The sequence below is a fragment of the Parasphingorhabdus sp. genome, assembly GCF_039968395.1.
Taxonomy (GTDB): Bacteria; Pseudomonadota; Alphaproteobacteria; order Sphingomonadales; family Sphingomonadaceae; genus Parasphingorhabdus.
In genome coordinates this window covers 190,713-213,825 of record NZ_JBDVPV010000004.1, presented here as the reverse complement: position 1 = coordinate 213,825, position 23,113 = coordinate 190,713, and the positions used below count along the sequence as shown (strand labels likewise).

Below are 23,113 nucleotides of genomic sequence, written 5' to 3'. Positions count from 1 at the left end.
GCTAACTAGCTTGTGGCGCCAACCGGATTAGGCCTTCCTGTACGGCGGATGCGACCAGTTTGCCATCGCGTGTGTAAAGTGCGCCGCGATTAAGCCCGCGCGTTCCGCCGGTCCAGTCGCTGTCCATCACATAGCAGATCCACTCATCCATTCTGAAGTCATCGTGGAACCACATGGCATGATCGAGGCTGGTCGAAAACAAACCAGGCGTCGTCCAGTGCAGGCCGTGGGGTATCATTGACGTGGAAAGCAAACCCATGTCCGATGCGAAGGCCAGGGTCGCGCGATGCGTCAACGGATCGTCGGGCAGGGGCGCGACTGTTTTGAACCATTGATACTGGCGCGCTTCCTTGTTCTTGCCTTCCGGGCGAAAACTGCGCACTTCAAACGGGCGGGGCATGCTCATACGCTTGATGTGCTTGTCCGATACCTGCGGGTTACGGGCAATCTGCTCCATGGCGCTCATGCACTGTTCCGGCGGCAACACATCCGGTAAAGGCACCTGATGATGCAGTCCATCGGCGGCGATCTGAAAAGATGCCGTCAGGTTGAATATGACTTTGTCATCCTGCCGAACCACGACCCTGCGATTGGAAATGCTGCGCCCGTCAAAATCGCGATGCACGCGGAAATGGAGGGGCTTGGTTTCATCTCCTGCTCGCAGGAAATAGGAATGCAGTGAATGGATGCTCTTTGCATCGTCAACGGTCCGATCCGCCGCGACAATGGCTTGAGCAATAACCTGCCCACCAAAAATGCGCTCCCGCGCTGTCGAACTGAGCGCAGGATACTCAAATTCATCGTCGGCATGCGCGTCGAGATTAAATGTGCGTAGCAATCCTGCTATCAGTTTCTCCGCTGGCACGGAGGACCGATTGGCCAAAGCCTGCGACAATCGCCGCGCGACTTGTTCGTCCGTTAGCTTATCCACTATTGTAATCCTTGCAGTGCGTTAGCGGCTGAATGTTCGACCGGTTCAGGAATAGATCTCGAACAGTCCGGCGCCGCCTTGACCACCGCCGATACACATGGTGACAACGCCCCATTTTGCACCGCGACGACGACCTTCCTGCAGCAAATGCCCGGCGCAGCGCGCACCGGTCATGCCGAACGGATGTCCGATAGAAATGGAGCCACCATTGACATTATACTTTTCCGGATCGATGCCTAGACGATCACGGCTGTAGAGACACTGACTGGCAAAAGCTTCGTTCAGTTCCCAAATGTCGATATCGTCCACGGTCAGACCCTGCCGCTCGAGCAGCTTTGGCACGGCAAAGACAGGGCCAATGCCCATTTCATCCGGTTCACATCCGGCCACAGCCCAGGACACGAAACGGCCCAATGGCTCCAGCCCGCGCTTTTCAGCTTCCTTGGCTTCCATCAACAGGACAGCTGCGGCGCCATCCGACAACTGGCTGGCGTTGCCTGCCGTGATATATTTGCCTTCGCCCATGACGGGTTGCAATTTGGAGAGACCTTCCATCGTGGTTGTGGGACGATTGCACTCATCGCGATCCACTGTGTAATCGACGATGGTTTCTTCTTTGGTTTCCTTGTCTACCACCTTCATTTTGGTCTGCATGGGTGCGATCTCGTCGGCAAATAGTCCCGCTTCCTGAGCCGCTGCCATACGCTGCTGTGATTGTAGGGAATATTCATCCTGATATTCGCGGCTGATATTATAGCGCTCCGCAACAATGTCAGCGGTGTCGATCATCGGCATGAAGATTGCCGGCGCGATTTTCAGGATATCTTCGTCGATACTGCCTTCCGGCGCGCGGGTGCCTTGCATCGAAATACTTTCGACACCGCCCGCTACAACACAGTCCGCACCATCGCCGCGAATGTGATTTGCGGCCATGGCAATGGCCTGCATGCCAGACGAGCAGAACCGATTGATCGTCGCGCCCGCTGTTGTTTTGGGAAGGCCCGCGAGCAGCGCTGCATTGCGCCCAATGTTTGGAGCTGCGTGTGCTACGTTGCCCATCAGGCTGTCATCGACAAAATCGCTTTCGACACCGGCTTTTCCAACGGCATGTTTGATCGCATGTGCGGCCATTGTCATGGGAGGCGTGATATTAAATCCACCACGGCCTGCCTTGGCGAGACCGGTACGGGCATAGGATACGACGACTGCTTCACGCATTTCAAATCTCCATTCTGAGCCGAGCGCGGAAAATGGACCGGCTCGCAACTGACACTGCCGACCTAAGTCTATTTGGAGCGGTGTCAAGATATCCAGAGCCTTTCGACATTTAATACGGCCGTCCATATCCAGCGATGACCCGTTTGTATTCCGTCACGATCCTGCATTGAAACCACAGCTACCGCTTTTAATCGGTTGCCAGTTCCTGCGGCATCTGCAAGCTTGCAAAAATGGTCAACACATCGGCAATATCATTCACGCAGTCTCCTGTCGTTAAGGACGACGGAACGGTCATGTTTGATTGCTCGTCTGATCAGAACCAGAGGCCGTGGCTGGCATTGCATCCATTTGACCCGATCGTAGTCCAGACGATCAACTACTGGGTTTCTGTTGAGACCAGCACCGCGCGGGGTACATGGGATCCCACAAAATGGTCTGCTTTAACCCAAACCAAATGGACGTGCGGGGAACTCGGTGTTGGACATGCGACGCACGGCATATCCGAAGTTGCAGGGCAGGGGGACAGTCCGCGCTTCGAATTGACCTTCTTCGATGACAATGGCGCGCTGGTATACAAAATGAGCGGTGTCGGGGTTGTCTTTCAGACCCGCGATTTTGAATCCTGGCGAGAAAAGGCAAAGCAAAAACTCCAGAAATCCGCTCCGGTCACGGATTTTCAGTTTGCCCCCGCCGATGCCGTTGGAGTGAAGAAGCAAGCTGAGAGCTTTATCTCGCCGATCATCGACCGGGATGTTCCTTCTGCCGACGTATTAATCACCAAGGAAAGCGGGTTCCCTCCGGCTCATCCCTATCTCAGCGGATCCGGTGACCATGTGAATTCCACGCATCTTGCAGATGTTGCCAGACAATTTGCGAATCTGTTGCTCGGCGGCGGGCCACATCTGATTACAGGCGGTGAAATGACGTTTGATCGCTACGTCGAATTGGGACGTCCTTTTGAAATCGCACTGGTGAACGAAAACGCATCCGAAAAAAGTTTCTCCATGGCCGTCCGGCAAGCTGGGCGGTTATGTTCAACAATTGAAATTGCATATCTCAGGGAGTGCTGCGCATAAGGCGCGATTATCTGGTCGCCGAGCCACCCCTGAATGAGCGGTCTCAATCCGCCGCCGATCAGAAACAGCGGGAATAACGCACCGTTCAAAGCCTGGTCTATGGCTCTTCAGGCTCCTCATAATTGGCGACATATGATTCGATTAGCCGATCAAGTGCTTCGCGGGACACGCGGTGGTGGCTTTCTGAAAAGCCGATGTTGGCCACCATTTTCCAGTGACCATACATTGTGACGATGACGAGATAGGCCAGTTCCTTGCAGGCGGCTTGCGGAAGGTCAGGATAAGTGACCTGAAACTCGTGCGCAAAAGTCATCTGGACGAGAGAATAGCCATCATATAGTCTTTTTCGAACGCTTTCATGGGTGTTTGAATAGGCCAGCAAGGCATCATAAACGGCATCATCAGCCGGTTTTGGCAGGCCTGTATCGGCAAGATAATTGAAATAAAAGTCGAGAAAAATTGTCAGCCTGCTGCCGCCTCTTGCGGCAATAGCCGTCTTGACCAGGCAGTCCCGGTAAACTTCTTCCATCGCTTCGCACAGGGCGAGCATCATGTCTTCGCCATCTTTGAAATAGTGGCGAATCAGCTGCCGGGACATGTCGCCATGTTTCGCGATCTGATCATTGCCCGGGAGACTCATGCCGTCTTCTTCCAAAGCAGTTCTCAGAGCAGAAATAATTTCAGGCCGTCTGATTTCTGATATTTTCTTCGCCAATGAACTCTCGTTTCCCTGATATACGTGCTTGGAACTGCCGCAGCCGAAACCGGCGGTTCGGCAGGAGATTTAGTGCGTAACTTGATTGGCAAGCTGCCATCTTGCCGCCAACTTACATATCGCGACCTTCAGTGGAAACACAACCGCCTAAGACCGGAATTTCGAGAACATACTTTCAGAGAGTCCAAACATTTTCAAATCGAAAATATAATTATTGATCTGACAAGATTAACTGTTAGGCTGCCGAAGGCAACCAAGGGATTATTGGGGATATTCTTTTGATTGGGTCGCGCCATCGAGCTGTTCGATTTTTTAATCGGACCGCTTGATTCACAACTGCCAAAAAGTTGGGGGCCTCATGGTCATTGCGCGAACGCTGTCGAGCGACATTAGCACGAAAAAGGGTCCATCAGGCCCATTGAGGAGTCGCATCAGTCGTTGCCGTTGGCGACGAGGTTTTTTCGCGACTGCTTTCATGCTCGCCGTTCCGGCTCAATTTGCCAGCGCCCAGGTCGCACCCGGTCCCACCATCTCTCCCAATCAGGCATTTCAGGCCAATGCCAGCTTTGTTCAAGGCAATGGCAATCATGTCATCAGTACCAATTCCGATACCGTCAATATTTCGACATCAGAGACGATTATTAACTGGACCACGCTTGACGTTGATACGCCGCAAACGGCGAACACTTCGGTCAATGTACTGGCGGCCGGTTCGAACCTGCAATTTGTCGGCCCCAGCGGCGGTTACACTGTACTCAATCGCGTGTTGCCAGTTCCATCCGGGACCGATGGCTCGTTTCGACCGATTTCGATAAACGGGGCGGTCGACAGTCGGCTGGGCACCGCCGGAGGCGCGCAAGGCGGTAACATCTGGTTCTACAGTCCCGGCGGTATCATCACTGGCGGTGCGTCGAGCTTTGACGTTGGCGGACTTGTATTGTCTGCCAGTGCCCTGAACAGCATTGATGGCGGCGGAAGCAGCCTCAATTTTTCGGGTGTCAGTCAGGCAGACAGCACCATAACCATCAGCGCGGGTTCGGTGATCAACGCCAACAGTTATGTCGCCATGGTCGCGCCGCGCATCGAGCAGGCGGGCACGATCAGTGCAAACGGATCCATCGCGCAAGTTGCTGCTGATGAAGCTGTTTTGACCATCAACCAGGGCCTGTTTGATATCGAGGTCGGAGTTGGCACCAGCGATAGCAATGGGCTGGTGCACACAGGAACGACGACCGGTCCTGCCCGATCTAACGATACGGACAATCAGACAATCTATATGGTTGCTGTGCCCAAAAATCAGGCGCTGACGATGCTGATTGCGGGGTCGGCTGGCTATGCGCCTGCGACGACCGCGATGGAGAGAGATGGCAACATCATCCTGAGTGCGGGCGGCGATGTGGTCCAAAACCAGATTGACGAAACAATCGTTGGCGGTCGCAACGCTAACATAAACATCAATGGCGGCAATCTCACGAATGAAACTGATGCTTTTGCAGATGATGATCTGACCATAACCGCCGGCGCCTTCACTGGAGGCCGATTGTTCTCGGGCGATGTGATTACCTTGACCACAGCCGGCGCGGCGATTGTCGATGAGGCCGTTTCCAATCTGGAAACCAGTATCACGGGGAGTGCGGTGACGCTGAACAGCGGCATGATCGGTCGCAATCTTGCGTTGAACGCCACTGCCGGAGATGTTTCCGGATCCGGGACGATCACAGCAGATGGTCTCGTCAATATTGATGCCACAGGCGATATCAGCTTTGGCTCGCTGACCGCAGGCAGCACCTTTACCGCCGATGCGGGAGGCTCGATCAATTTCGCAGCAGCCAATACGACCCGGTCGCAGATCATTCTCAACGCCGGGAATAACATCAACGGCGGATCAATGTTCAGTATCGATGTTGCCGGGGTTACCGATAATATTTCGGTCAATGCAATAGCCGGAAATATATCGTTGGGAGATGTTTCATCGGCGCAGAATCTTACTATCAATGCAATCGATATTGATACCGGCAGCCTGACATCGCAGGCTATCGCCAATGTCAATGCCTCCGGGGATGCCAATGTTGGAGCAATCAACACCATTGCCGGGAACGCTGCAGTCCGTGGTGAAACAGTTGTTCTTGGGTCTGCCGATGTAAGCAACCTGCTTGTGGAAGCCCGGAGCGGGGTTCTCACAGCAACGGGGGATATCGTTTCACGAGGCGAGATAAATCTTGATGGGGCAACTGACATAAATCTGGCCAATGCACAGGCCAATAGCAACTTCACAGCCGATACCAGTGGGGACATTAGTTTTGCGACAGCCAATACCAGTCGGGGACAGCTAATATTCAATGCCGGTGCAGATGTTATCGGTACTTCTCTGATGACCGTCGATGTCGCCGGCGTCACCGATAATCTCAGCGTCACTGCAGGCAATGATATTGTGATCGATAGCGCAATATCCGGTCAGAACTTGTCCCTGTCCGGGGAGAATATTACCGCAACACTCCTGGATTCCACCGTTTTTCTGAACGTCACCGCGGCGCAGCGGGCCGATTTCGGGACTGTGAACAGTGGGCTGGACGCCACAATTTCGAGCAGCTTCGTCGATCTGGTCGGCGGTACAATTGATCGGGGCCTCTCGATCAGTGCCTCGAATGCCAATTTGAACGTGACCGGGTCTGTTTCCGTGGGAGGCATCATAAACCTTGATGCTTCGGGTGATATCACCTTTGGGGCACTGACTGCAGGCAGTACTTTTACCGCCGATGCCGGGGGCTCGATTAACTTTACCGAAGCCAATACGACGCGCGCACAGATCATTTTCAATGCCGGGACCGATATCAATGGTGGCTCGATGTTCAGCACCGATGTAGCCGGCGTTACGGATAACATTGTGCTCAACGCTGTGACCGGCAATGTCACAGTGGGTGATATCACTTCGGCGCAGGATGTCATTGTCAATACGATCAATCTTGATGCCGGAATTCTGAGCGCACAGGCGAGAGCCACTATCATCGCGACCGGAACTGCAGATGTTGCCGCGGTCAACACCAATACCGGAATTGCGACGCTGCGCGGAACAATGATAAATCTGGGTTCTGCCGATGTCAGCAGTCTGGTGCTGGATGCAACGGATACGGCACTCACGGTTACGGGCGATATTGTTTCAAGTGGCATTATCGATCTCGATGCTGCAACCGATATCAGTCTGGTCAATGCGCAGGCCGGCAGTACGTTTACCGCCAATGCCGGTGGCGATATCCTGTTCACACAGGCGAATACAAGCCGGGGTCAGATCATCTTTGCCGCTGGTGGCGATATTCGCGGTACATCGCTGATGACGGTCGATGTTGCCGGAGTTACCGACAATCTCAGCCTGACAGCAGCCAATGACATTGTCATCAACAGCGCCGTCTCCGGTCAGGATATCGCACTGTCAGGAAACAACATCGCGGCGATATTGCTGGATGCCACGAGTTTTCTGAACGTCACGGCAGCGCAGCGAGCCGACCTTGGAACCATAAATAGCGGTTTTGATACGAGAATAACCAGCAGCTTTGTTGATCTGGTGGGGGGAACAATTGATCGGGGCCTGACGGTAAGTGCTTCCAATGCCGATTTGAACGTGACCGGTACTGTTTCCGTAGGCGGGATTATCGACCTTGATGCTTCTGGCGATATCACCTTCGGTGCGCTGACCGCAGGAAGCACCTTTACTGCCGATGCCGGAGGCTCGATCGATTTTACCGAAGCGAACACCACGCGCGCACAGATTATTTTCAACGCCGGTGGCGATATCAACGGCGGCACGATGTTCAGCACTGATGTCGCGGGCGTGACCGACAATATCAGGCTGAACGCCCTGTCAGGCGATATCACATTGGGTGATGTTGCTTCCGGCCAGGATATTACGCTCAACGCGATCAATATTGATGGCGGGAACCTGAACGCGCAAGCGCTAGCAAATATTATCGCCACGGGAACTGTGGATGTTGCTGCTGTCAATACGGTTACCAACGTTGCAACCGTGCGCGGCATTTCGATCAACCTCGGCTCCGCTGATGCCAGCAGTCTGGTGCTGGATGCAACGGATGCGGCACTGACGGTTTCGGGCGACATTATGTCAAATGGTGTGATCAATCTCGATGCTGCAACCGATATCAGCCTGGTCAATGCGCAGGCGAGCAGCACGTTTACAGCCGATGCCGGCGGAGACATTCGTTTTACGACCGCTAACACAAGTCGGGCCCAGCTGATTTTCAACGCCGGTTCGGATATTCTCGGTACTTCGTTGATGACAGTAAATGTTGCGGGCGTAACCGATAATCTCAGCCTGGTTGCTGGGAACGATATCGTGATCGGCAGTGCAGTTTCAGGGCAGGATGTCACGCTTTCGGCAAACAATGTGACAGCCAATTTGCTGGACGCTACAAATTTCCTCAACGTTACCGCTGCCCAGGCCGCAGATGTCGGAACGGCCAATAGTGGCTTTGATACGCGAATAACCGGCAGCTTTGTTGACCTGGACAATGGAGCGGTCTTTCGCGGATTGTTCCTGTCGGCCACCAACGGCGATGTGGATGGCAACGGTTTGATCACGGTGGACGGGATTATCGATCTGGACGCCACGGGTGATATCACTTTTGGTGCGCTGACCGCAGGAAACACTTTTTCCGCTAATGCAGGCGGTTCGATCAACTTTGCGGAAGCCAATACTACGCGATCGACAATCACATTGATTGCGGGAACTGATATCAATGGCGGAACGATGTTCAGTACCAATGTTGCGGGCGTGACCGACAACATCAATCTGACCGCAGGCAATGATATTGCAATTGACGATGCGGTGTCAGGCCAGGACATCACGCTCTCCGCAATTAATGTGAGGGCGGCTTTGCTGGATGCGACCAACTTCCTGAACGTCACCGCAGCACAATCAGCGGATGTCGGAACTGCAAACAGTGGCTTTGACACGCGGATATCAGGCACGTTTGTTGATCTGGATAGTGGAACAATCAATCGGGGCCTGTTTCTCGATGCAACCAATGGCAACGTAAATGGCAACGGTTTGATCGCGGTTGGCGATGTCATAGATCTCGATGCCACCGGCGATATCACCTTTGGAGCGTTGACCGCAGGAAACACTTTTACCGCTGATGCAGGCGGTTCAATCAATTTTGTCGAAGCCAACACCACGCGATCGACGATCACATTGACTGCCGGGGCCGATATCAATGGCGGCACGATGTTCAGTACCAATGTCGCGGGTGTAACCGACAATATAAGTCTGATCGCAGGCAATGATATTGCGATCGACAACGCGGTCTCGGGTCAGGACATTACGCTAACCGGGAACAATGTTGCCGCAACATTGCTGGACGCCACCAACTTCGTCAACGCAACGGCAATATCGCGAGCGGATATCGGAACCGCGAATAGTGGTTTTGATACCAGGATTACGGGCGACTTTGTCGATCTGGACAATGGGGCAATCAATCGGGATCTGATCCTTTCGGGCACTGGCGGTGATGTGGACGGTACCGGGGTGATTGATGTCAATGGAATCATCGATATCGACGCCGCCGGTGATATCGCTTTTGGAGCGTTGACTGCAGGAAATACATTTACCGCTGATGCAGGCGGTTCAATCAGTTTTGCCGAGGCCAACACTACCCGTTCGACGATCACATTCAATGCCGCGGCTGATATTGATGGTGGTTCGCTGATGACTGTCGATGTTGCCGGGGTAACCGACAACATCATCCTGAATGCAACCAATGGTACCATCTCTGTCGGAGACGTTGTGACGGCTCAGGATCTTGTCCTGAATGCAAATAATATCTTCTTTGCTTCGATCACGGGTCCCAATCGAATAGACCTTTCCGCGCCCACCGGAACAATTGGCAAAAATAACAATGCCGGCGATATCACGACCAGCAATACCGTCGTTCTAGATGCTGCTACGGTTGATGTCGGGCGGCTCGAAACACCGTTGACGATCACGGTAACGGCGACGGGTGCGGTCGCCGTGGACGAGCTTGTCAGCGGAACAACCAGTCAGGTCATCGGTAGTTCCGTGATCGTCAATAGCGGCAATATCGGAACGTCCCTTAGGTTGAATGCACTGGCCGGCGATATCGGCGGAAATGGTGCCATCGACGTGGGGACGATTGTCGACCTGGATGCAACCGGCGATATCGGATTTGGTACGATCAATGGCGGAACTACAACTCCTGGCGCCTTTACGGTTGACGCAGGAGGTGCGATCATTTTCGCCGGAGCGACCAGCCCAACGGATATTGATCTTAATGCCGTAGCCGGAATCAATGGTGGGGATCTGATCGCCGGAAACAACTTGAACCTGACGGGTGGTGATATCGCCATTGGCAACGCCGCTGCTTCCAATCTGAACTTCACCAGTGCGGCCAACATATTGTTCGACAGCCTGGCTTCACCCAATAATGTGGTGCTTACGGCAAACGACGGCAGGATCGGTCGCAACTCCGGCGATGGGGATATAACAAGCGACGGTGATATTATCTTGCTGGCGCAGTCGATTGATCTGACTGATCTTGTCGCGGTTGGCGACATCGATGCCCAAATTACCTTGGCCGATGCGATTTTTGGCCGAGTGGACGCAGGTGGAGCCGTTGTCATTGATGGCGCGGCTGCGGTTTCGGTTGATGACGCGCGATCTGGTACGACCACACAGATCACCGGCGCCTCGGTGAACCTCAATAACGGATTGATTGGTACCGATCTGACCGTCACCGCGACGACAGGAGACATATCCGGGTTCGGAACCATTGTCATCGCCGGTGCAATTGATCTTGATGCCGCGGGGGCAATCGGCTTTGGCACTCTTGATGCCCAAGGCGATGATCTGGTGATCAATGCGCCCGGCAACATTATTTTTACCAACGCCATCGCGAGCGGTGATGTCACGATAAACAGTTCGGCGGGGCTGATTGACGGTGTAACCGTCGATGCAGACCCTGCGGGATCGGGCATTGTCACACTAACATCGGCGCTGGGTATCGAGCTGGATAACATCGTGGGCAACACTGCAAATCTGACCGCCGCCGACGGATTGATCGCAGTGCGCAATGACATAGATCTGACCGGTGTGATCGATGCAACCGGCGGCGGCGTCACACTGCAATCGCTGCGCAGTTTTGATGTCCGGGCGCAGGCGACAAATGCCAGTATTGACCTCGACAGTGCGGGTGATCTGAACATCCTTGGCGCCAGTGCCAGTGATAGCATTGCTGCGATGGCGGCAGGAGACGTGAATGTGCTCGGCGATGTTACCGCCACCAACGCCCTGGGTATGATTGCCGGTAACTTGCTCGACATCCAGGCAGTTGCCACAGGCGCGACAATCGTTACTTCTTCGGCGGACATCAATATTGCTGCCAACGCCGGACTTGGCGACTTTGCCAATACCAATGTAATTGTGATCAGCAGCGATGGCACCAATCGTGCGGTGGTAGGCGGAAATGGTACGGCAGGTGTGTTCAGCCTGAGCGATGACGAATTTTCACGAATTCAGTCAAATCAAAATCTCAGCATTTTTGTCAGCGCCACGGGCGCCACGACGCCTGATCTGACGATCCAGGACCTGTCTGCCCAAACCGGCGATATTGGAATGGGCCGAATTGGAAATATTGGCGCGTCCGGCATATTGTCCTTCACATCGGAACAGTCGATCCGGGTGGATGGTGCGTTGCAACTGCTGGACGTTTCTCCGACAACAAGCCTGCAGCTTGTGGCACTGGATAATTTGCGTATCAATGCCAGTGGAGGATTTGTCGAACTGCTCGATAGCGGGGGAGGATTTGGTCAGGCCGGCAATCTCCTGCTGTCCGCTCAGGACATATTCGTCATGACCGATCAGGCGTTGCTTGATATCGCTTTGCTGGATCTTGCCGCCACGGATGTTCGTCTCGCCAACAGCGACGGAATGGATCAAGCCGATGGCGTAATTCGTGCTGGATCGGCACAATTCATCGTTGGGAACAGTGTGCTCATTCAAAATACTGTGCCGGGGTCAGATTTCGCGGATCGTCGGGGCGCTACATTTGGAAGCGCGATCATCGCCGCGTCCAGCCCGGCTGATATTGATGTGGTATTTAATGGCGTGGTGGCTGGCCAGACGGGCGTTGATACGATTCCTGTGCTTGTCTTGGCCACAGGCGTGACAGCGGCCTCCACCGCCAATGGTTGCATCATTGCGAATCCTGCCAGTTGTAGTTTCGCAACGCCAACCCCGACCCCAACTCCAACTCCAACTCCAACTCCAACACCGACCCCAACGCCAACCCCAACCCCAACCCCAACCCCAACCCCAACACCAATCCCGACACCTATGGCAGATCCCGACCAACCGACTACCGATCCGGTCCAGGATATCATCCAGCAAAACGTGACGCCTTCCAAAACCGCCAATACGACGGATCCGATGCAAGTCAGCATCGTCCAATTTGGTGATACAGAATCTCTTGTAGAGACCGGATTGATCGACGAACCGGTAACCGGCGCTGGCAATGATGACATGTGGGTCTGTAATGGGCCGGATTGTGAAGGAAGCAGCGGTTCAGAAGAGGAGGAGACCGAAGAAGGAGCTGCCGCATCCGAGGCTGTTGCGGTCCCGGCGCTTCCGGAATGAACTTGGAGAAGTAAATTCTCTATATTATACAATAGCTAGTTGTCGCTTTTTAAGTGCCTTCCAGCTGCCTGTCCTCGGCCTGCCGTTTCCACATGTCTGCGTAGAGACCTTGTTTACTCAACAAGTCCCTGTGGTTTCCGCGTTCTGCAATTCGACCTTCGTTGAGAACGATAATCTCGTCTGCATGGGTAATGGTTGATAGTCGGTGTGCAATAATCAGAGTGGTGCGACGTTCGGATATTTTGGAAAGGGTCGTCTGAATTTCATCTTCTGTCCGGCTATCTAGCGCAGAAGTGGCTTCGTCCAGAATCAAAATCGGCGGATTCTTGAGCAATGTCCGCGCAATGGCGACGCGTTGTTTTTCGCCGCCTGACAGTTTGAGCCCGCGCTCGCCAACTTGAGTATCATAGCCATCCGGCAACTTGGCGATAAAACCGTCCAGCGCCGCTCCGCGAGCCGCTTCTTCGATTTCTGCCTGGGTTGCGCCTTCGCGGCCATAGCCGATATTATATCCAATACTGTCGTTGAACAACACGCTGTCCTGCGGCACGATACCGATAGACCCGCGCAGACTTTCCTGAGTGACGTCGGCAATATTCTGGCCATCTATCAGGATCTGTCCGGATTGTGGATCGTAGAAACGGAACAGCAAGCGCGCGAGGGTCGACTTGCCCGCACCGGAAGGCCCAACAATTGCCAAAGTACCATCAGAGGGCACTTCAAATTCCAGATCATGCAAAATCTCTCGATCCGCATCGTAGCCGAAGACGATATTTTTAAACTGTACCACGCCCGAACCGACGGCAAGCCGAGAGGCGTCGCGCTTGTCTTCAATTTCAGGATCGGTGTCGATCAATTTGAACATCGCATCCATGTCGACGAGGCCCTGACGTATTGTGCGATAGACCATGCCGAGCAAATCCAGCGGCCGGAACAGCTGCATCAGCAAAGCGTTGACCAGTACCAGATCACCGACCGTCAGATTGCCTTGCCGCCAGCCGTAAACGGTAAAACCCATCGCCCCGATCATTGTCAGATTGGTGATCAGCGACTGGGTCATGTTCAGAATGCCGAGTGAATTTTCCGACTTGACTGCCGCATCGGCCCAATCCCGGATTGCGCTGTCATAGCGTTCGCCTTCTCGCCGTTCAGCGGTGAAATATTTAACAGTCTCATAGTTGAGCAGCGCATCGACCGAACGGCCAATGGCACGCGTATCCATATCATTCATCTCTGCGCGCAATGCGTTGCGCCAATCGGTGATCTTGCGGGTGACGGTTATATAAATTGCGACCATCAGGACGGTGGCCGCGACCAGTCCGAAACCGAATTTGACCTGAAAGATGATCAGCACCGCGATGAGTTCGATCATTGTCGGAGCGATATTGAACAGCAGGAAATAGAGCATGATGTCGATGCTTTTGGTCCCGCGCTCGATGATTTTTGTAACTTCGCCTGTCCTGCGGTTGAGGTGAAAACGCAGGGACAGACGGTGCAAATGAGCAAATACATTGGTGGCTAGTCGGCGGGCTGCTTCCTGACCTACTCTCTCGAACACGATGTTGCGGAGATTGTCGAACAGCACCTGACCAAATCGCGCCAACCCATAAGCGGCCACCAGGGCCAGCAGCACCGTAAGCGCTGCCTCGGTACCGGCAGTCATCCCATCAACAACTGCTTTGTAGAGAAACGGCATGGTGAGCACCGCCGCCTTGGCGCATAGTACCAGCAAGCCGGCGATGACGATGCGCAGCCGCAGGCCTGGAGCATCTTTCGGCCACAAATAGGGCAGAAAGCGCTTTAGCGTCGGAATCATGGGTGGATCGATTTGACCCTTGGTACTGTGATCAGGCGGCATGCACTGGATGTAGGCATGTGCTGTTCAATTGTCTACAAAGCGAGGCTGCTTTCAGATGCACCAGGCTGTCGGTTAGAAACTGCCACTTACGGTCAGGCGATAGACCAGCCCGAATTTGCGCGTCCGATCCTCCACAAACCCTACAGCACCATTGCGTCGGCCGCGAATGAACCCGTCCAAGGCGTTGCCATAAGTTCCGTCCGGCGTGTCAAACTGACCAAAAGCCGTTCGCGTAAAACGTTCACCCTGATTGAACACATTATTGAGCGTGGCGTTCACCGTCAGCCCGAATACATCCTTGTGCTCAACAAAAATCCACGCAAAGGGCGCGCGGGTTTGAAATGAATTGATCTGATCCAGTCGCAGAAAATCCGAGAACCGGAAATCTTCCGCGCCAAATCCCCAGGCCCAGTCACTACCTGGCACATCATGGCGCAGGCTGACTTCATAAGTAAATATCTTGTCATCGTTGATGCGACGGGACACCCCGGTTAGCGGGTCGGTGAGGTTGCTTTTGCGGATTTCACCTTCAATATCCAATTTTGCACCGCGCCATCCGATCGAGTCAAACAGAATAGAGGATGTGAGCTCCACACCATAACGAGTTGCACTAGAAAGATTTCCTCGCGCCTCGGTTGTTGGTGTGATGGGAATGGAATCGACAATGTCACTGATCTTCTCGCCGTAGATATTGATCGTCATTGATCCCCACGGACCCAGCTTTTGCGTGGTCTCAAGTTCGGCCCGCCAGGTTTGCGGTGGAACAAGACCGGGATTTCCGGCGTTATTGGCATTGCTGACTACGTCGATTGAAGCGACAAAATCTGAGAAATTCAACTGACCAACGGTGCGTTCCAGCTTCAAGCTGAGATCAAGACCGTCTTCCGGTCTCCAAGCGAAAGATACGGATCCTTTCGGACGAACGAAGGATCGTGTTTCTCCACGTGTTCCACTTTGACTGATTTGACTATATTCTCCGCCCAGTGTCGCCTGCAATGTCAGATTGTCGTTGAGTGCCCGACCGTACGAGCCGATGAGTTCCCCGCGATATTCGGTTACCTTGCTGTCGGAGTCGGGTAGTGACACAGAGTTGAGAGAAGCTTCACTGTCCAGAAAATTATAGGCTCCCTCCAGATTAATGCCCCAGTCGGTCCCACCAGATGTTTTCCAGTTATATTCAGCTCTCAGGACAGATTCGCCTTCGTCGACCGTGCGATCAAACTGGCTGCCATTGGCAGGCGTCATCCCGTCAGAAAATGTCTGACCGAAAAAATCTTGGAACGGGCTGTGTTCAAAACGCTGCAACCCGATGAGCTTGAGACGGCCACGACCCAGTTCGAATTCATAGTCCGCGCTCAGCTCGACATTCCATTCCCGTTCCTGACCAGTGAACAGTTCGGTAACATCAGCTTCACCGGCTTGCGTGCGGTGGGATTCGACGCGTTGACTGAAATGATTGAGGGCACCGGTAAGACTGGCATTAAATATTGCGCCTGCTTCACTCGTTCGGGCGAACGTGGCGCTGAGAATGGGGCGATCTGCCTGATTCCTGGCAATCTCGTCGCGTTCGAACAGCAATAGGCCAGACCCGTCCGTTATTTGTTCAGCACCTTCGGCGCCATTTCGAAAAGACCCGTTTTCAATGGCCAGTGTGACATCGGTTTTGCCAAGCTTTCCGCTGATCGAAGCTTCGCCTTCCAACCAGTTATTTCCCGATCTCCGCCAGCGCGGTTCCCATTTGAAATTGCCGCTAATGCCGCCTGCTGTGTCCGATTTCGCAACGAGATTGAGAACCTGTCCCGACAAGCCAGAGATGCTCAAGGTTGCTCCGTCCAGTATTTCGATACGTTGTACGCTGGATGCCGAAATTCGGCTTAACGCTGTAAATGCATCCGTGTTCTTGCCAGCAATGCGCGCGCCATTGATGAGAACATTTTCATCTGCCTGACCCAGTCCACGTTCGTCTTCATCACCTGTGTCGATGGTGAAGCCAGGGACCTGCCGAACCATGTCGAGAGCGGTTCGAGGATTGAATCGCGCAAATTGGGCCGCACCATAAACCTGTCGGCCGTTTTCGGCTGTGGGCTGGAGAGTGGTTGATAGCGCACCATTTGTTGCCGGAGGCGAATCATCTTCAACGGACGGAACGGATTGCGTGGATGTTTGTGCATTTGCGCGTGGGGGAAGGGCAATCATGAATATCAAAGCAGAAATGCCTGTACCCAGAATTAGCCGTTTTTTTGTGTTCAAATCATCCCCCTGAAAAAGCCCGCATTCCTGTATTGCGGTGCCGCTGCTAAGTCCAGATGGTTTCCCATGATACCGCCTTTCGACAAACTACATTTGTAGTCGGATGAATCACATCTGACAGGACAGGTACTAACATGTTCAATATCAATGTTTGTTTGAAAACAGCACGAGCGCGCCTGCTCCGTTGGCGAGGGTATAAATCCCGTAGAAGATAACCGCGCTCAGCATGCCCATATTTGCAAAAATCAGCGCTGCGGCCAGCATGAAAAATTCGAGGATGTAACTGCCATATGGCCCGAGAAATTTCGAAAAGCTTCCACGCGCTTCGGTGATCATGGGATGATTGCTCTCCATCATCGCCTTGTGCATGGCGAAATTTCCCACGCCGCAGACAAAAATGATTAGGACAAGCATATGGACTGTATATGCTGTTTTGATCGTGTTGTCAGTTCAGACAAAAGATAAGTCCGAAATCGTGTCTTTCATGTGACATCGCGAAACGGGCAACGGGGAGAGAACAAGATGGATTTTCTGGGCAAGACTGCTGTAATCACGGGCGGCGCAACCGGGATCGGATTTGCACTCGCAAAACAGATCGGTCGTGCCGGCGCGCGGATCATCATCTTCGAGCCGCGGGAAAACAGACTCCGGGAGGCAGTCGCAGCCTTGAAATCCGAAGGCATAGACGCAAAATTTTTTATCGGAGATGTGGCAAGACCGGAAGACCTTGAAGCACTGGCAGATTTTGCATGGGCGGAAAACGGGCGCGGCGACATCATTATCAATAATGCCGGTATCAGCGGTGGCCGGAAGTCTGTGATCGACATGGATATGGCAGAGGCGCGCAATCTGTACGATGTAAATTTCTGGGGTGCCTGGCACGGCATATCGACATTTGCGAAAAGATTTCGGGAAGATGGATTGTCGTCAGCCATATATGCCACCGGATCGGAGAACAGTTTGTTCAATGCATTACCGAGCACGGGCGGGGCTTACGTCTCTGGAAAACACGCTTTGCTCGGCCTGATGGATGTACTGCGCAAGGAAGCGCCGGACAATATCGAGCTGGGCATCATCATTCCCGGCTGGGTCAAATCCGAGATTTCAGAGCGTCAGGTGGAAGAGGCCTGGGACGCGGATGATTTTGCCAAAGTCATTTTCAAGCAGATGCAGGCTGGCGAATTTTATCTGGTGAGCCATCCTTATAATGTGGTGCGGATGGAAGAGCGCTGGGCAGAAGTTTATGCCGCCTTTGACAAATATGCACCTCGTCATGAAGGAGATGATGCGGCCGATGTTCAGCTCTGGGTAGAACGGATGCGGGCCGCCCGCGAAAAATGATCAGAGGCTGGAGGCCAACGCCATAATTACACCGGTTCCGACCAGAAGGATACCAGTCAATTCGCTCTGGCTCAGCGGTTCGTTCAAATAGAAACGCCCAAAACCCAGCGTATATAGTATCTGCGTCTGACCGAGTATTCCAACCAGGGCAACAGGGGCGTGGGCATAGGCGATAAACCATCCGGCAGAAGCGATCGCCGCAAGGATGCCGACCTGGGCTGTGATCCGCCAGCGTACCAGCATTGCCCGAAACTGATCCGGCTCGCGGATTATAACGTAAAGCCCCTGCATGAGCGCTTGAAAACCCAGCACCGCGGTGAGGACGATCAACCCGGCGTAAGTGCGTTCGACGTCAGCTATCTCATTGGCTGATTGCTTGATAAAAATCGCGGTCAGCGCAAACAGCAAACCGGCGCTCAGACCGGTCAGGGCAGCGGGCTGTTTCAAGCCTCGGAGCCACTGGATCAAACCTCTTGCACCGCCTTCGACCGAAACGAAAAGGATTCCGGCAAACGCGATGCCGATGCCCATCCAGGCGAGCGGTGCCAGGGCCTCGCCGAGAATGAACCAACCCAGAAACGCGACGATCAGCGTTTCGGTCTTCATGTAAGCCGTCCCGCTGACCAGATTGCGGAAACCGAAGGACATGATGATCAGATTGGTTGCCAACATTTGTGCAAATCCGGCGAGCCAGGCAAACCACCAAAAGCTGGCATCAAGCGTCGGCAGGGCGGTGCGGCCAGTCGCCAACATATAACCTGCGAGCATCATGCAGGCGATCGGCCAACCAAAGAAAAACCGTGACAGGGCAGCGGCGTTGACCGACATTTCTGCGCGGATGCGTTGCTGCATCGCCATGCGCCAGGCAAGGAACAATGCAGCCAGCAGCGCGGCAGGAATCCAGATCGGAAAGGTCAAAGCGGCCAAGTCTTCAAAGCGGCCTGGCGTCGACTATGTCAGCGAGGAAGTCGAGGATATGCTGGGGTGTGCCGGGGTCTTCCGGCTCACTTTGGCTGGTTTTATACCAGGCGGTTAGTCCGAATATCAGCATAAGGCCGGGTATGCCGGAAAAGGCCAGATTGAATGCGATCGGAGCGTCGTCGACGGTCCACAGGAACAGGGAGAACAGAAAAAACGATCCAACAATACCGTTCCACATCAGGAAAAACGGAATCGGATGTTCGTTCTGCCTGATCTCACCCTCGATTAAAGTTCCACCTTCATGGGCACTCATCTCTGCAGTCAAATAGGGCGCTGCGCCAATTTTGAGGCCATGTCGACGGTAGGTCAGTTTCATATCGCGCTCAGTGCCCCCGCCGAAAACGTGATAGTCCTTGCGCTTCTTGCGTTTCTTCATTTCCGCCTTGAGCTTGAGCGCCAGCGCAATCGGATCCAGCGGGGAATAGAGTTTGATATCTTCTTTCATGACGGAGCCGGGTTACGCTCCTTCCAGCAGCTTTTCCTTCCTGATCTTATCCTGCCAGACCAGTGGTGCAAGATGGTGGACGCTCTGGCCGTCGGCATCGACAGCAACCGTCACGGGCATATCCTGAACCTCGAATTCATATATGGCTTCCATGCCAAGGTCTTCAAACCCAACAACTTTCGATCCCTTGATAGCGCGCGACACAAGATAAGCGCTGCCACCTACCGCCATCAGATATGCGCTTTTGTGCTTCTTGATGGATGCCACTGTATCGAGGCCGCGTTCCGCTTTGCCCACCATGGCGAGCAGGCCTTTTTCGAGCATCATGTCGGTAAACTTGTCCATGCGCGTTGCCGTCGTCGGGCCAGCAGGCCCTACTATTTCTTCGCCGACCGGATCAACCGGACCGACATAGTAAATCACCCGCCCGCGGAATTCGACGGGCAGTTCTTCACCTTTGTCCAGCATGTCCTTGATCCGTTTGTGCGCGGCATCGCGGCCGGTCAGCATTTTGCCGTTGAGCAGCAGGCGGTCGCCATGTTTCCAGCTCTGTACTTCTGCTTCATCCAGCTGATCAAGATGCACCCGTTTTGCTTCGGAAGACGGTGTCCAGTTTACGTCCGGCCACTCATCCAGTTTCGGTGCTTCAAGATAGGCAGGGCCGTTGCCATCCAGCGTGAAATGGGCATGGCGGGTGGCAGCGCAATTGGGGATCATGGCAACGGGTTTGCCAGCCGCATGACACGGCCAGTCGTTGATCTTTACATCCAGGATGGTCGACAAACCGCCCAGTCCTTGTGCGCCAATGCCCAGCGCATTGACCTTGTCGAAAATCTCGATCCGCAATTCTTCAATGTCATTGCGCGGACCCCGCTCTTTCAACTGTCCCATGTCGATCGGATCCATCAGCGATTGTTTGGCGAGCAAAACCGCGCGTTCGGCTGTTCCGCCAATACCGATGCCGAGCATCCCGGGCGGGCACCAGCCAGCGCCCATTTGCGGGATCATGTCGAGCACCCAGTCGACAATATTGTCTGAGGGGTTCATCATCTTGAACTTGGATTTATTCTCCGATCCGCCGCCCTTTGCGGCCACATCGACGGTCACGGTATCACCCGGAACCATTTCAACATGCAGAACACTCGGCGTGTTATCCTTGGTATTGCGGCGGGTGAAGGCGGGGTCCGTCAATATCGATGCACGCAACTTGTTCTCCGGATGCAAATAAGCGCGGCGCACACCTTCATCGACAATTTCCTGCATGGATTGCGAGGTGTCGTCCAGTTGGCAATTCATGCCCCATTTGACGAACACGTTGACAATACCGGTGTCCTGACAGATCGGGCGGTGGCCTTCCGCGCACATCTTGCTGTTGGTCAATATCTGCGCAATCGCATCTTTGGCAGCGGGGGATTTCTCGGCTTCATATGCCTGTCCCAGTGCCCTGATATAATCCATCGGATGATAGTAGGAAATGAACTGCAGCGCATCGGCTACGCTTTCGGTCAGGTCTGCGGTCTTGATCGTGACGGTCATACAGGCTCCGGTAACATGGTTGCTTCGTGATAGGCGCATCAATGGCGGATATGACCCTGACGGGCAAGCATTTGTGATATTCCCGAGTTTCCAATCAGGACGCTTTGATACTTGGAAAAAGATGCTAACATGATGTTTCAGACTGGCCAGGGATATGCAGCAAGACGTGACAAAAGCGGAATCGAAACCCAAACGACGATTCAGTCCGAAAGTCCGGCGATCGATGATTCTCGACAAAACCGCTGAGCTGATCGCAAAAGACGGCATTTCCAAACTTTCAATGGAAAGTATCGGGCAATATGCCGATGTCAGCAAATCGCTGATGTACAAGTATTTCGACAGCATGCCGAGCCTGCTGAAGGAGCTTCTGGAACGGGAATTGCTGTTGCTTTTCCGCAATCAGGTCGAGGCCGCTGAACAGGCTGCGACTTTCGAAGATCTTGTGCGAAGAACCACTCATGTTTATTTGAACCACATCGCGGAACGCGGGATGATCATTCATCGTTTGCAGACCGACCCCTCGATAAGCAACTTGCACGATCCGACTTATTACAAGCGCACCGCAGCAGTTGACTATTTCTCCAATGTCGTCGTCAAGAATTTCGATATGCCGATTGAGCTGGCACGTGCCGTGACCGATATTTCCTTCGGCATACCGGTTTCGGCCGGAGATTATTTATTGCGCAGCGATATGGACCGTGAAGAGCTGGAAGAGCTGACGGTCTCGATGATAATCGGCAGTTACAATGCCGCCAGATTTGACTTTTTCAGTCGCAAGCAAAAGCTGAAACGGTGAGAATGACGGTCTTTCAGCATTTTTTTACCCTCCCAAGAAACCAAATTTAAGTAGACTCTTTGTCCATCTAAAATCGTTATATGTATAAATGATTTCTGTTACTCAGTCATAATTTGACATATAGTACAATAAGAAGTTAGGGGCTCGAGACGACGTCGGGCTTGCCCCGGCTGTCGGAAAGTGGCGTCTGTTGGAAAACCCTTGTGGCGCTCGATGCCGGCATCGAATAGAAAATATCTTTGGGAGGATTACATGCGCAGACTGGCAACCGGACTAAGTGTTATCGCGCTGCTCAGCGCTTGCGGCAGCAGCGGTCCTCAAACCGACGTGCCACCTGATTCCATCATTACCGGCGTCAGTTACATTGGTGCTTCTGTCAGCGATCTGGAAAAGACGGCGGAACTATATGGGGGTGCGGTCGACCTGACGCCGGTCGATGCGGCGGAGATTTCGGATAACCCACAGTTTGACACGCTGGCTGGAAGAGCAGGGGTGCAAGCCCGGACGCAGATGATGCGCAGTGTGAACGCGCAGATCCGTTTTATGAAATTTGGTAATCCCTCACCGGAAGCGCAGGCGACTTCTCACATGGATGTACAAGGTCCTGGCATCGCACATGTTTGTTATCAGGTTAATCAGGATACGCAGGCCTATCAAAAATTTCTGGCCGGGGGCGCGAAGCATATTGGCGACGAGAAAATGGTGCACCTCAATCCCAAAAATCCTGTCTTCTATGCTTATGCGCGCGATCGGAATGGCTTGATTTCCGAAATTGAACATGTGGATGTTTCCCAGCTTGATTTACCCGAGCCACCCAAAAACCGATACCGCATAAGACATGTTTCACTGGCGACACCGGACATGGACCGGATGGTAGAATTTTATTCGGCGTTCCTGGACCAGCACTCGCCCCGCAGGGTCGGAAAATGGATGGCAGTTTCCAGCGAGAAAATTGACCGAGTGTCAGGCCTGAAGGACAGCAAGGTCGAAATGGCCTGGTTCCAGGTGCGTAATCTGGAACTGGAGATCTTCCAGTATCACAGCCATCCCACAGAAGATCTTGAGACGCCGCGTCCGGTCGATGCACTGGGCTACAACATGATTGTCTTTGATGTGTCAGACATGGCTGCGGCGCGAAAACGGCTAGTGGATGCAGGCGGAACGGTGATGACAGAACCCGGGCCAATGGACGGCGGCGAGATCATGTTTGGGCGCGATCCGGATGGCAATCTCATCGGTCTTCAGACGTCAGAAACAGATTCCGTCGTCTCATCGCAAAATTTTGAAAATAACGGAATCTAGGAGTT

Annotated in this window: 14 protein-coding genes; 5 read left to right on the top strand and 9 right to left on the bottom strand. The window is 53.6% G+C overall.

What is annotated here, in order from left to right:
* Position 1: 1 nt before the first annotated feature.
* Both ABJI30_RS10205 and ABJI30_RS10200 read right to left on the bottom strand, forming a co-directional pair.
* Positions 2–931, bottom strand: a complete 930-nt coding sequence (locus tag ABJI30_RS10205; RefSeq protein ID WP_348018087.1) for an acyl-CoA thioesterase II — start codon at positions 929–931, stop codon at positions 2–4.
* Positions 932–976: 45 nt separating this feature from the next.
* Positions 977–2,149: an acetyl-CoA C-acyltransferase gene (locus ABJI30_RS10200; protein ID WP_348018086.1), complete on the bottom strand. Its 1,173-nt coding sequence runs from the start codon at positions 2,147–2,149 to the stop codon at positions 977–979.
* Positions 2,150–2,379: 230 nt separating this feature from the next.
* Here ABJI30_RS10200 and ABJI30_RS10195 point away from each other — a divergent pair, with 230 nt between their 5' ends.
* Entirely contained in the window at positions 2,380–3,225 is an 846-nt protein-coding gene (locus ABJI30_RS10195) for a hypothetical protein (RefSeq protein WP_348018085.1), read from the top strand.
* A 97-nt stretch (positions 3,226–3,322) separates the two neighbouring features.
* Here ABJI30_RS10195 and ABJI30_RS10190 read toward each other — a convergent pair whose 3' ends face one another.
* The gene (locus tag ABJI30_RS10190; protein WP_348018084.1) at positions 3,323–3,940 is read right to left on the bottom strand and encodes a hypothetical protein; all 618 of its coding nucleotides are present in this window, start codon (positions 3,938–3,940) and stop codon (positions 3,323–3,325) included.
* A gap of 475 nt (positions 3,941–4,415) precedes the next feature.
* Here ABJI30_RS10190 and ABJI30_RS10185 point away from each other — a divergent pair, with 475 nt between their 5' ends.
* Complete coding sequence (locus ABJI30_RS10185) at positions 4,416–12,599, top strand: hypothetical protein (protein WP_348018083.1); 8,184 nt, start codon at positions 4,416–4,418, stop codon at positions 12,597–12,599.
* 49 nt (positions 12,600–12,648) lie between these two features.
* On the opposite strand, the gene ABJI30_RS10180 is transcribed toward ABJI30_RS10185, so the two are convergent.
* The 3 genes from ABJI30_RS10180 to ABJI30_RS10170 all read right to left on the bottom strand — a co-directional run bounded on the left by ABJI30_RS10180 (position 12,649) and on the right by ABJI30_RS10170 (position 17,076).
* The gene (locus tag ABJI30_RS10180) at positions 12,649–14,457 is read right to left on the bottom strand and encodes an ABC transporter ATP-binding protein/permease (protein WP_348018082.1); all 1,809 of its coding nucleotides are present in this window, start codon (positions 14,455–14,457) and stop codon (positions 12,649–12,651) included.
* Positions 14,458–14,529: 72 nt separating this feature from the next.
* Complete coding sequence (locus tag ABJI30_RS10175) at positions 14,530–16,707, bottom strand: TonB-dependent receptor plug domain-containing protein (protein WP_348018081.1); 2,178 nt, start codon at positions 16,705–16,707, stop codon at positions 14,530–14,532.
* Positions 16,708–16,851: 144 nt separating this feature from the next.
* Positions 16,852–17,076, bottom strand: coding sequence for a hypothetical protein (locus ABJI30_RS10170; RefSeq protein WP_348025478.1), 225 nt, complete (start codon positions 17,074–17,076; stop codon positions 16,852–16,854).
* A 153-nt stretch (positions 17,077–17,229) separates the two neighbouring features.
* Between ABJI30_RS10170 and ABJI30_RS10165 the strand changes: the two genes are divergently transcribed.
* Positions 17,230–18,048 carry an SDR family NAD(P)-dependent oxidoreductase gene (locus ABJI30_RS10165; protein ID WP_348025477.1) on the top strand — a complete coding sequence of 273 codons (819 nt, stop codon included), beginning with the start codon at positions 17,230–17,232 and terminating at the stop codon, positions 18,046–18,048.
* On the opposite strand, the gene ABJI30_RS10160 is transcribed toward ABJI30_RS10165, so the two are convergent.
* From ABJI30_RS10160 to ABJI30_RS10150, 3 genes are read right to left on the bottom strand one after another with little or no spacing between them, the layout of a single operon-like run.
* Positions 18,049–18,966: a DMT family transporter gene (locus tag ABJI30_RS10160; protein ID WP_348025476.1), complete on the bottom strand. Its 918-nt coding sequence runs from the start codon at positions 18,964–18,966 to the stop codon at positions 18,049–18,051.
* A gap of 13 nt (positions 18,967–18,979) precedes the next feature.
* Complete coding sequence (locus ABJI30_RS10155) at positions 18,980–19,474, bottom strand: hypothetical protein (protein ID WP_348018077.1); 495 nt, start codon at positions 19,472–19,474, stop codon at positions 18,980–18,982.
* A 12-nt stretch (positions 19,475–19,486) separates the two neighbouring features.
* Positions 19,487–21,010, bottom strand: a complete 1,524-nt coding sequence (locus ABJI30_RS10150) for a fumarate hydratase (protein WP_348018076.1) — start codon at positions 21,008–21,010, stop codon at positions 19,487–19,489.
* A gap of 166 nt (positions 21,011–21,176) precedes the next feature.
* On the opposite strand from ABJI30_RS10150, the gene ABJI30_RS10145 reads away from it, so the two are divergent.
* Both ABJI30_RS10145 and ABJI30_RS10140 read left to right on the top strand, forming a co-directional pair.
* Positions 21,177–21,806 carry a helix-turn-helix domain-containing protein gene (locus ABJI30_RS10145; RefSeq protein WP_348025475.1) on the top strand — a complete coding sequence of 210 codons (630 nt, stop codon included), beginning with the start codon at positions 21,177–21,179 and terminating at the stop codon, positions 21,804–21,806.
* Positions 21,807–22,058: 252 nt separating this feature from the next.
* Entirely contained in the window at positions 22,059–23,108 is a 1,050-nt protein-coding gene (locus ABJI30_RS10140; protein WP_348018074.1) for a VOC family protein, read from the top strand.
* Positions 23,109–23,113 lie beyond the last annotated feature (5 nt).

Coding starts and splice junctions, on each gene's coding strand:
- ABJI30_RS10200 (WP_348018086.1), bottom strand. CDS start 2,149: ATGCGTGAAGCAGTCGTCGTATCCTATGCCCGTACCGGTCTCGCCAAG.
- ABJI30_RS10195 (WP_348018085.1), top strand. CDS start 2,380: ATGGTCAACACATCGGCAATATCATTCACGCAGTCTCCTGTCGTTAAG.
- ABJI30_RS10185 (WP_348018083.1), top strand. CDS start 4,416: ATGCTCGCCGTTCCGGCTCAATTTGCCAGCGCCCAGGTCGCACCCGGT.
- ABJI30_RS10180 (WP_348018082.1), bottom strand. CDS start 14,457: ATGCCGCCTGATCACAGTACCAAGGGTCAAATCGATCCACCCATGATT.
- ABJI30_RS10170 (WP_348025478.1), bottom strand. CDS start 17,076: ATGCACAAGGCGATGATGGAGAGCAATCATCCCATGATCACCGAAGCG.
- ABJI30_RS10165 (WP_348025477.1), top strand. CDS start 17,230: ATGGATTTTCTGGGCAAGACTGCTGTAATCACGGGCGGCGCAACCGGG.
- ABJI30_RS10155 (WP_348018077.1), bottom strand. CDS start 19,474: ATGAAAGAAGATATCAAACTCTATTCCCCGCTGGATCCGATTGCGCTG.
- ABJI30_RS10150 (WP_348018076.1), bottom strand. CDS start 21,010: ATGACCGTCACGATCAAGACCGCAGACCTGACCGAAAGCGTAGCCGAT.
- ABJI30_RS10140 (WP_348018074.1), top strand. CDS start 22,059: ATGCGCAGACTGGCAACCGGACTAAGTGTTATCGCGCTGCTCAGCGCT.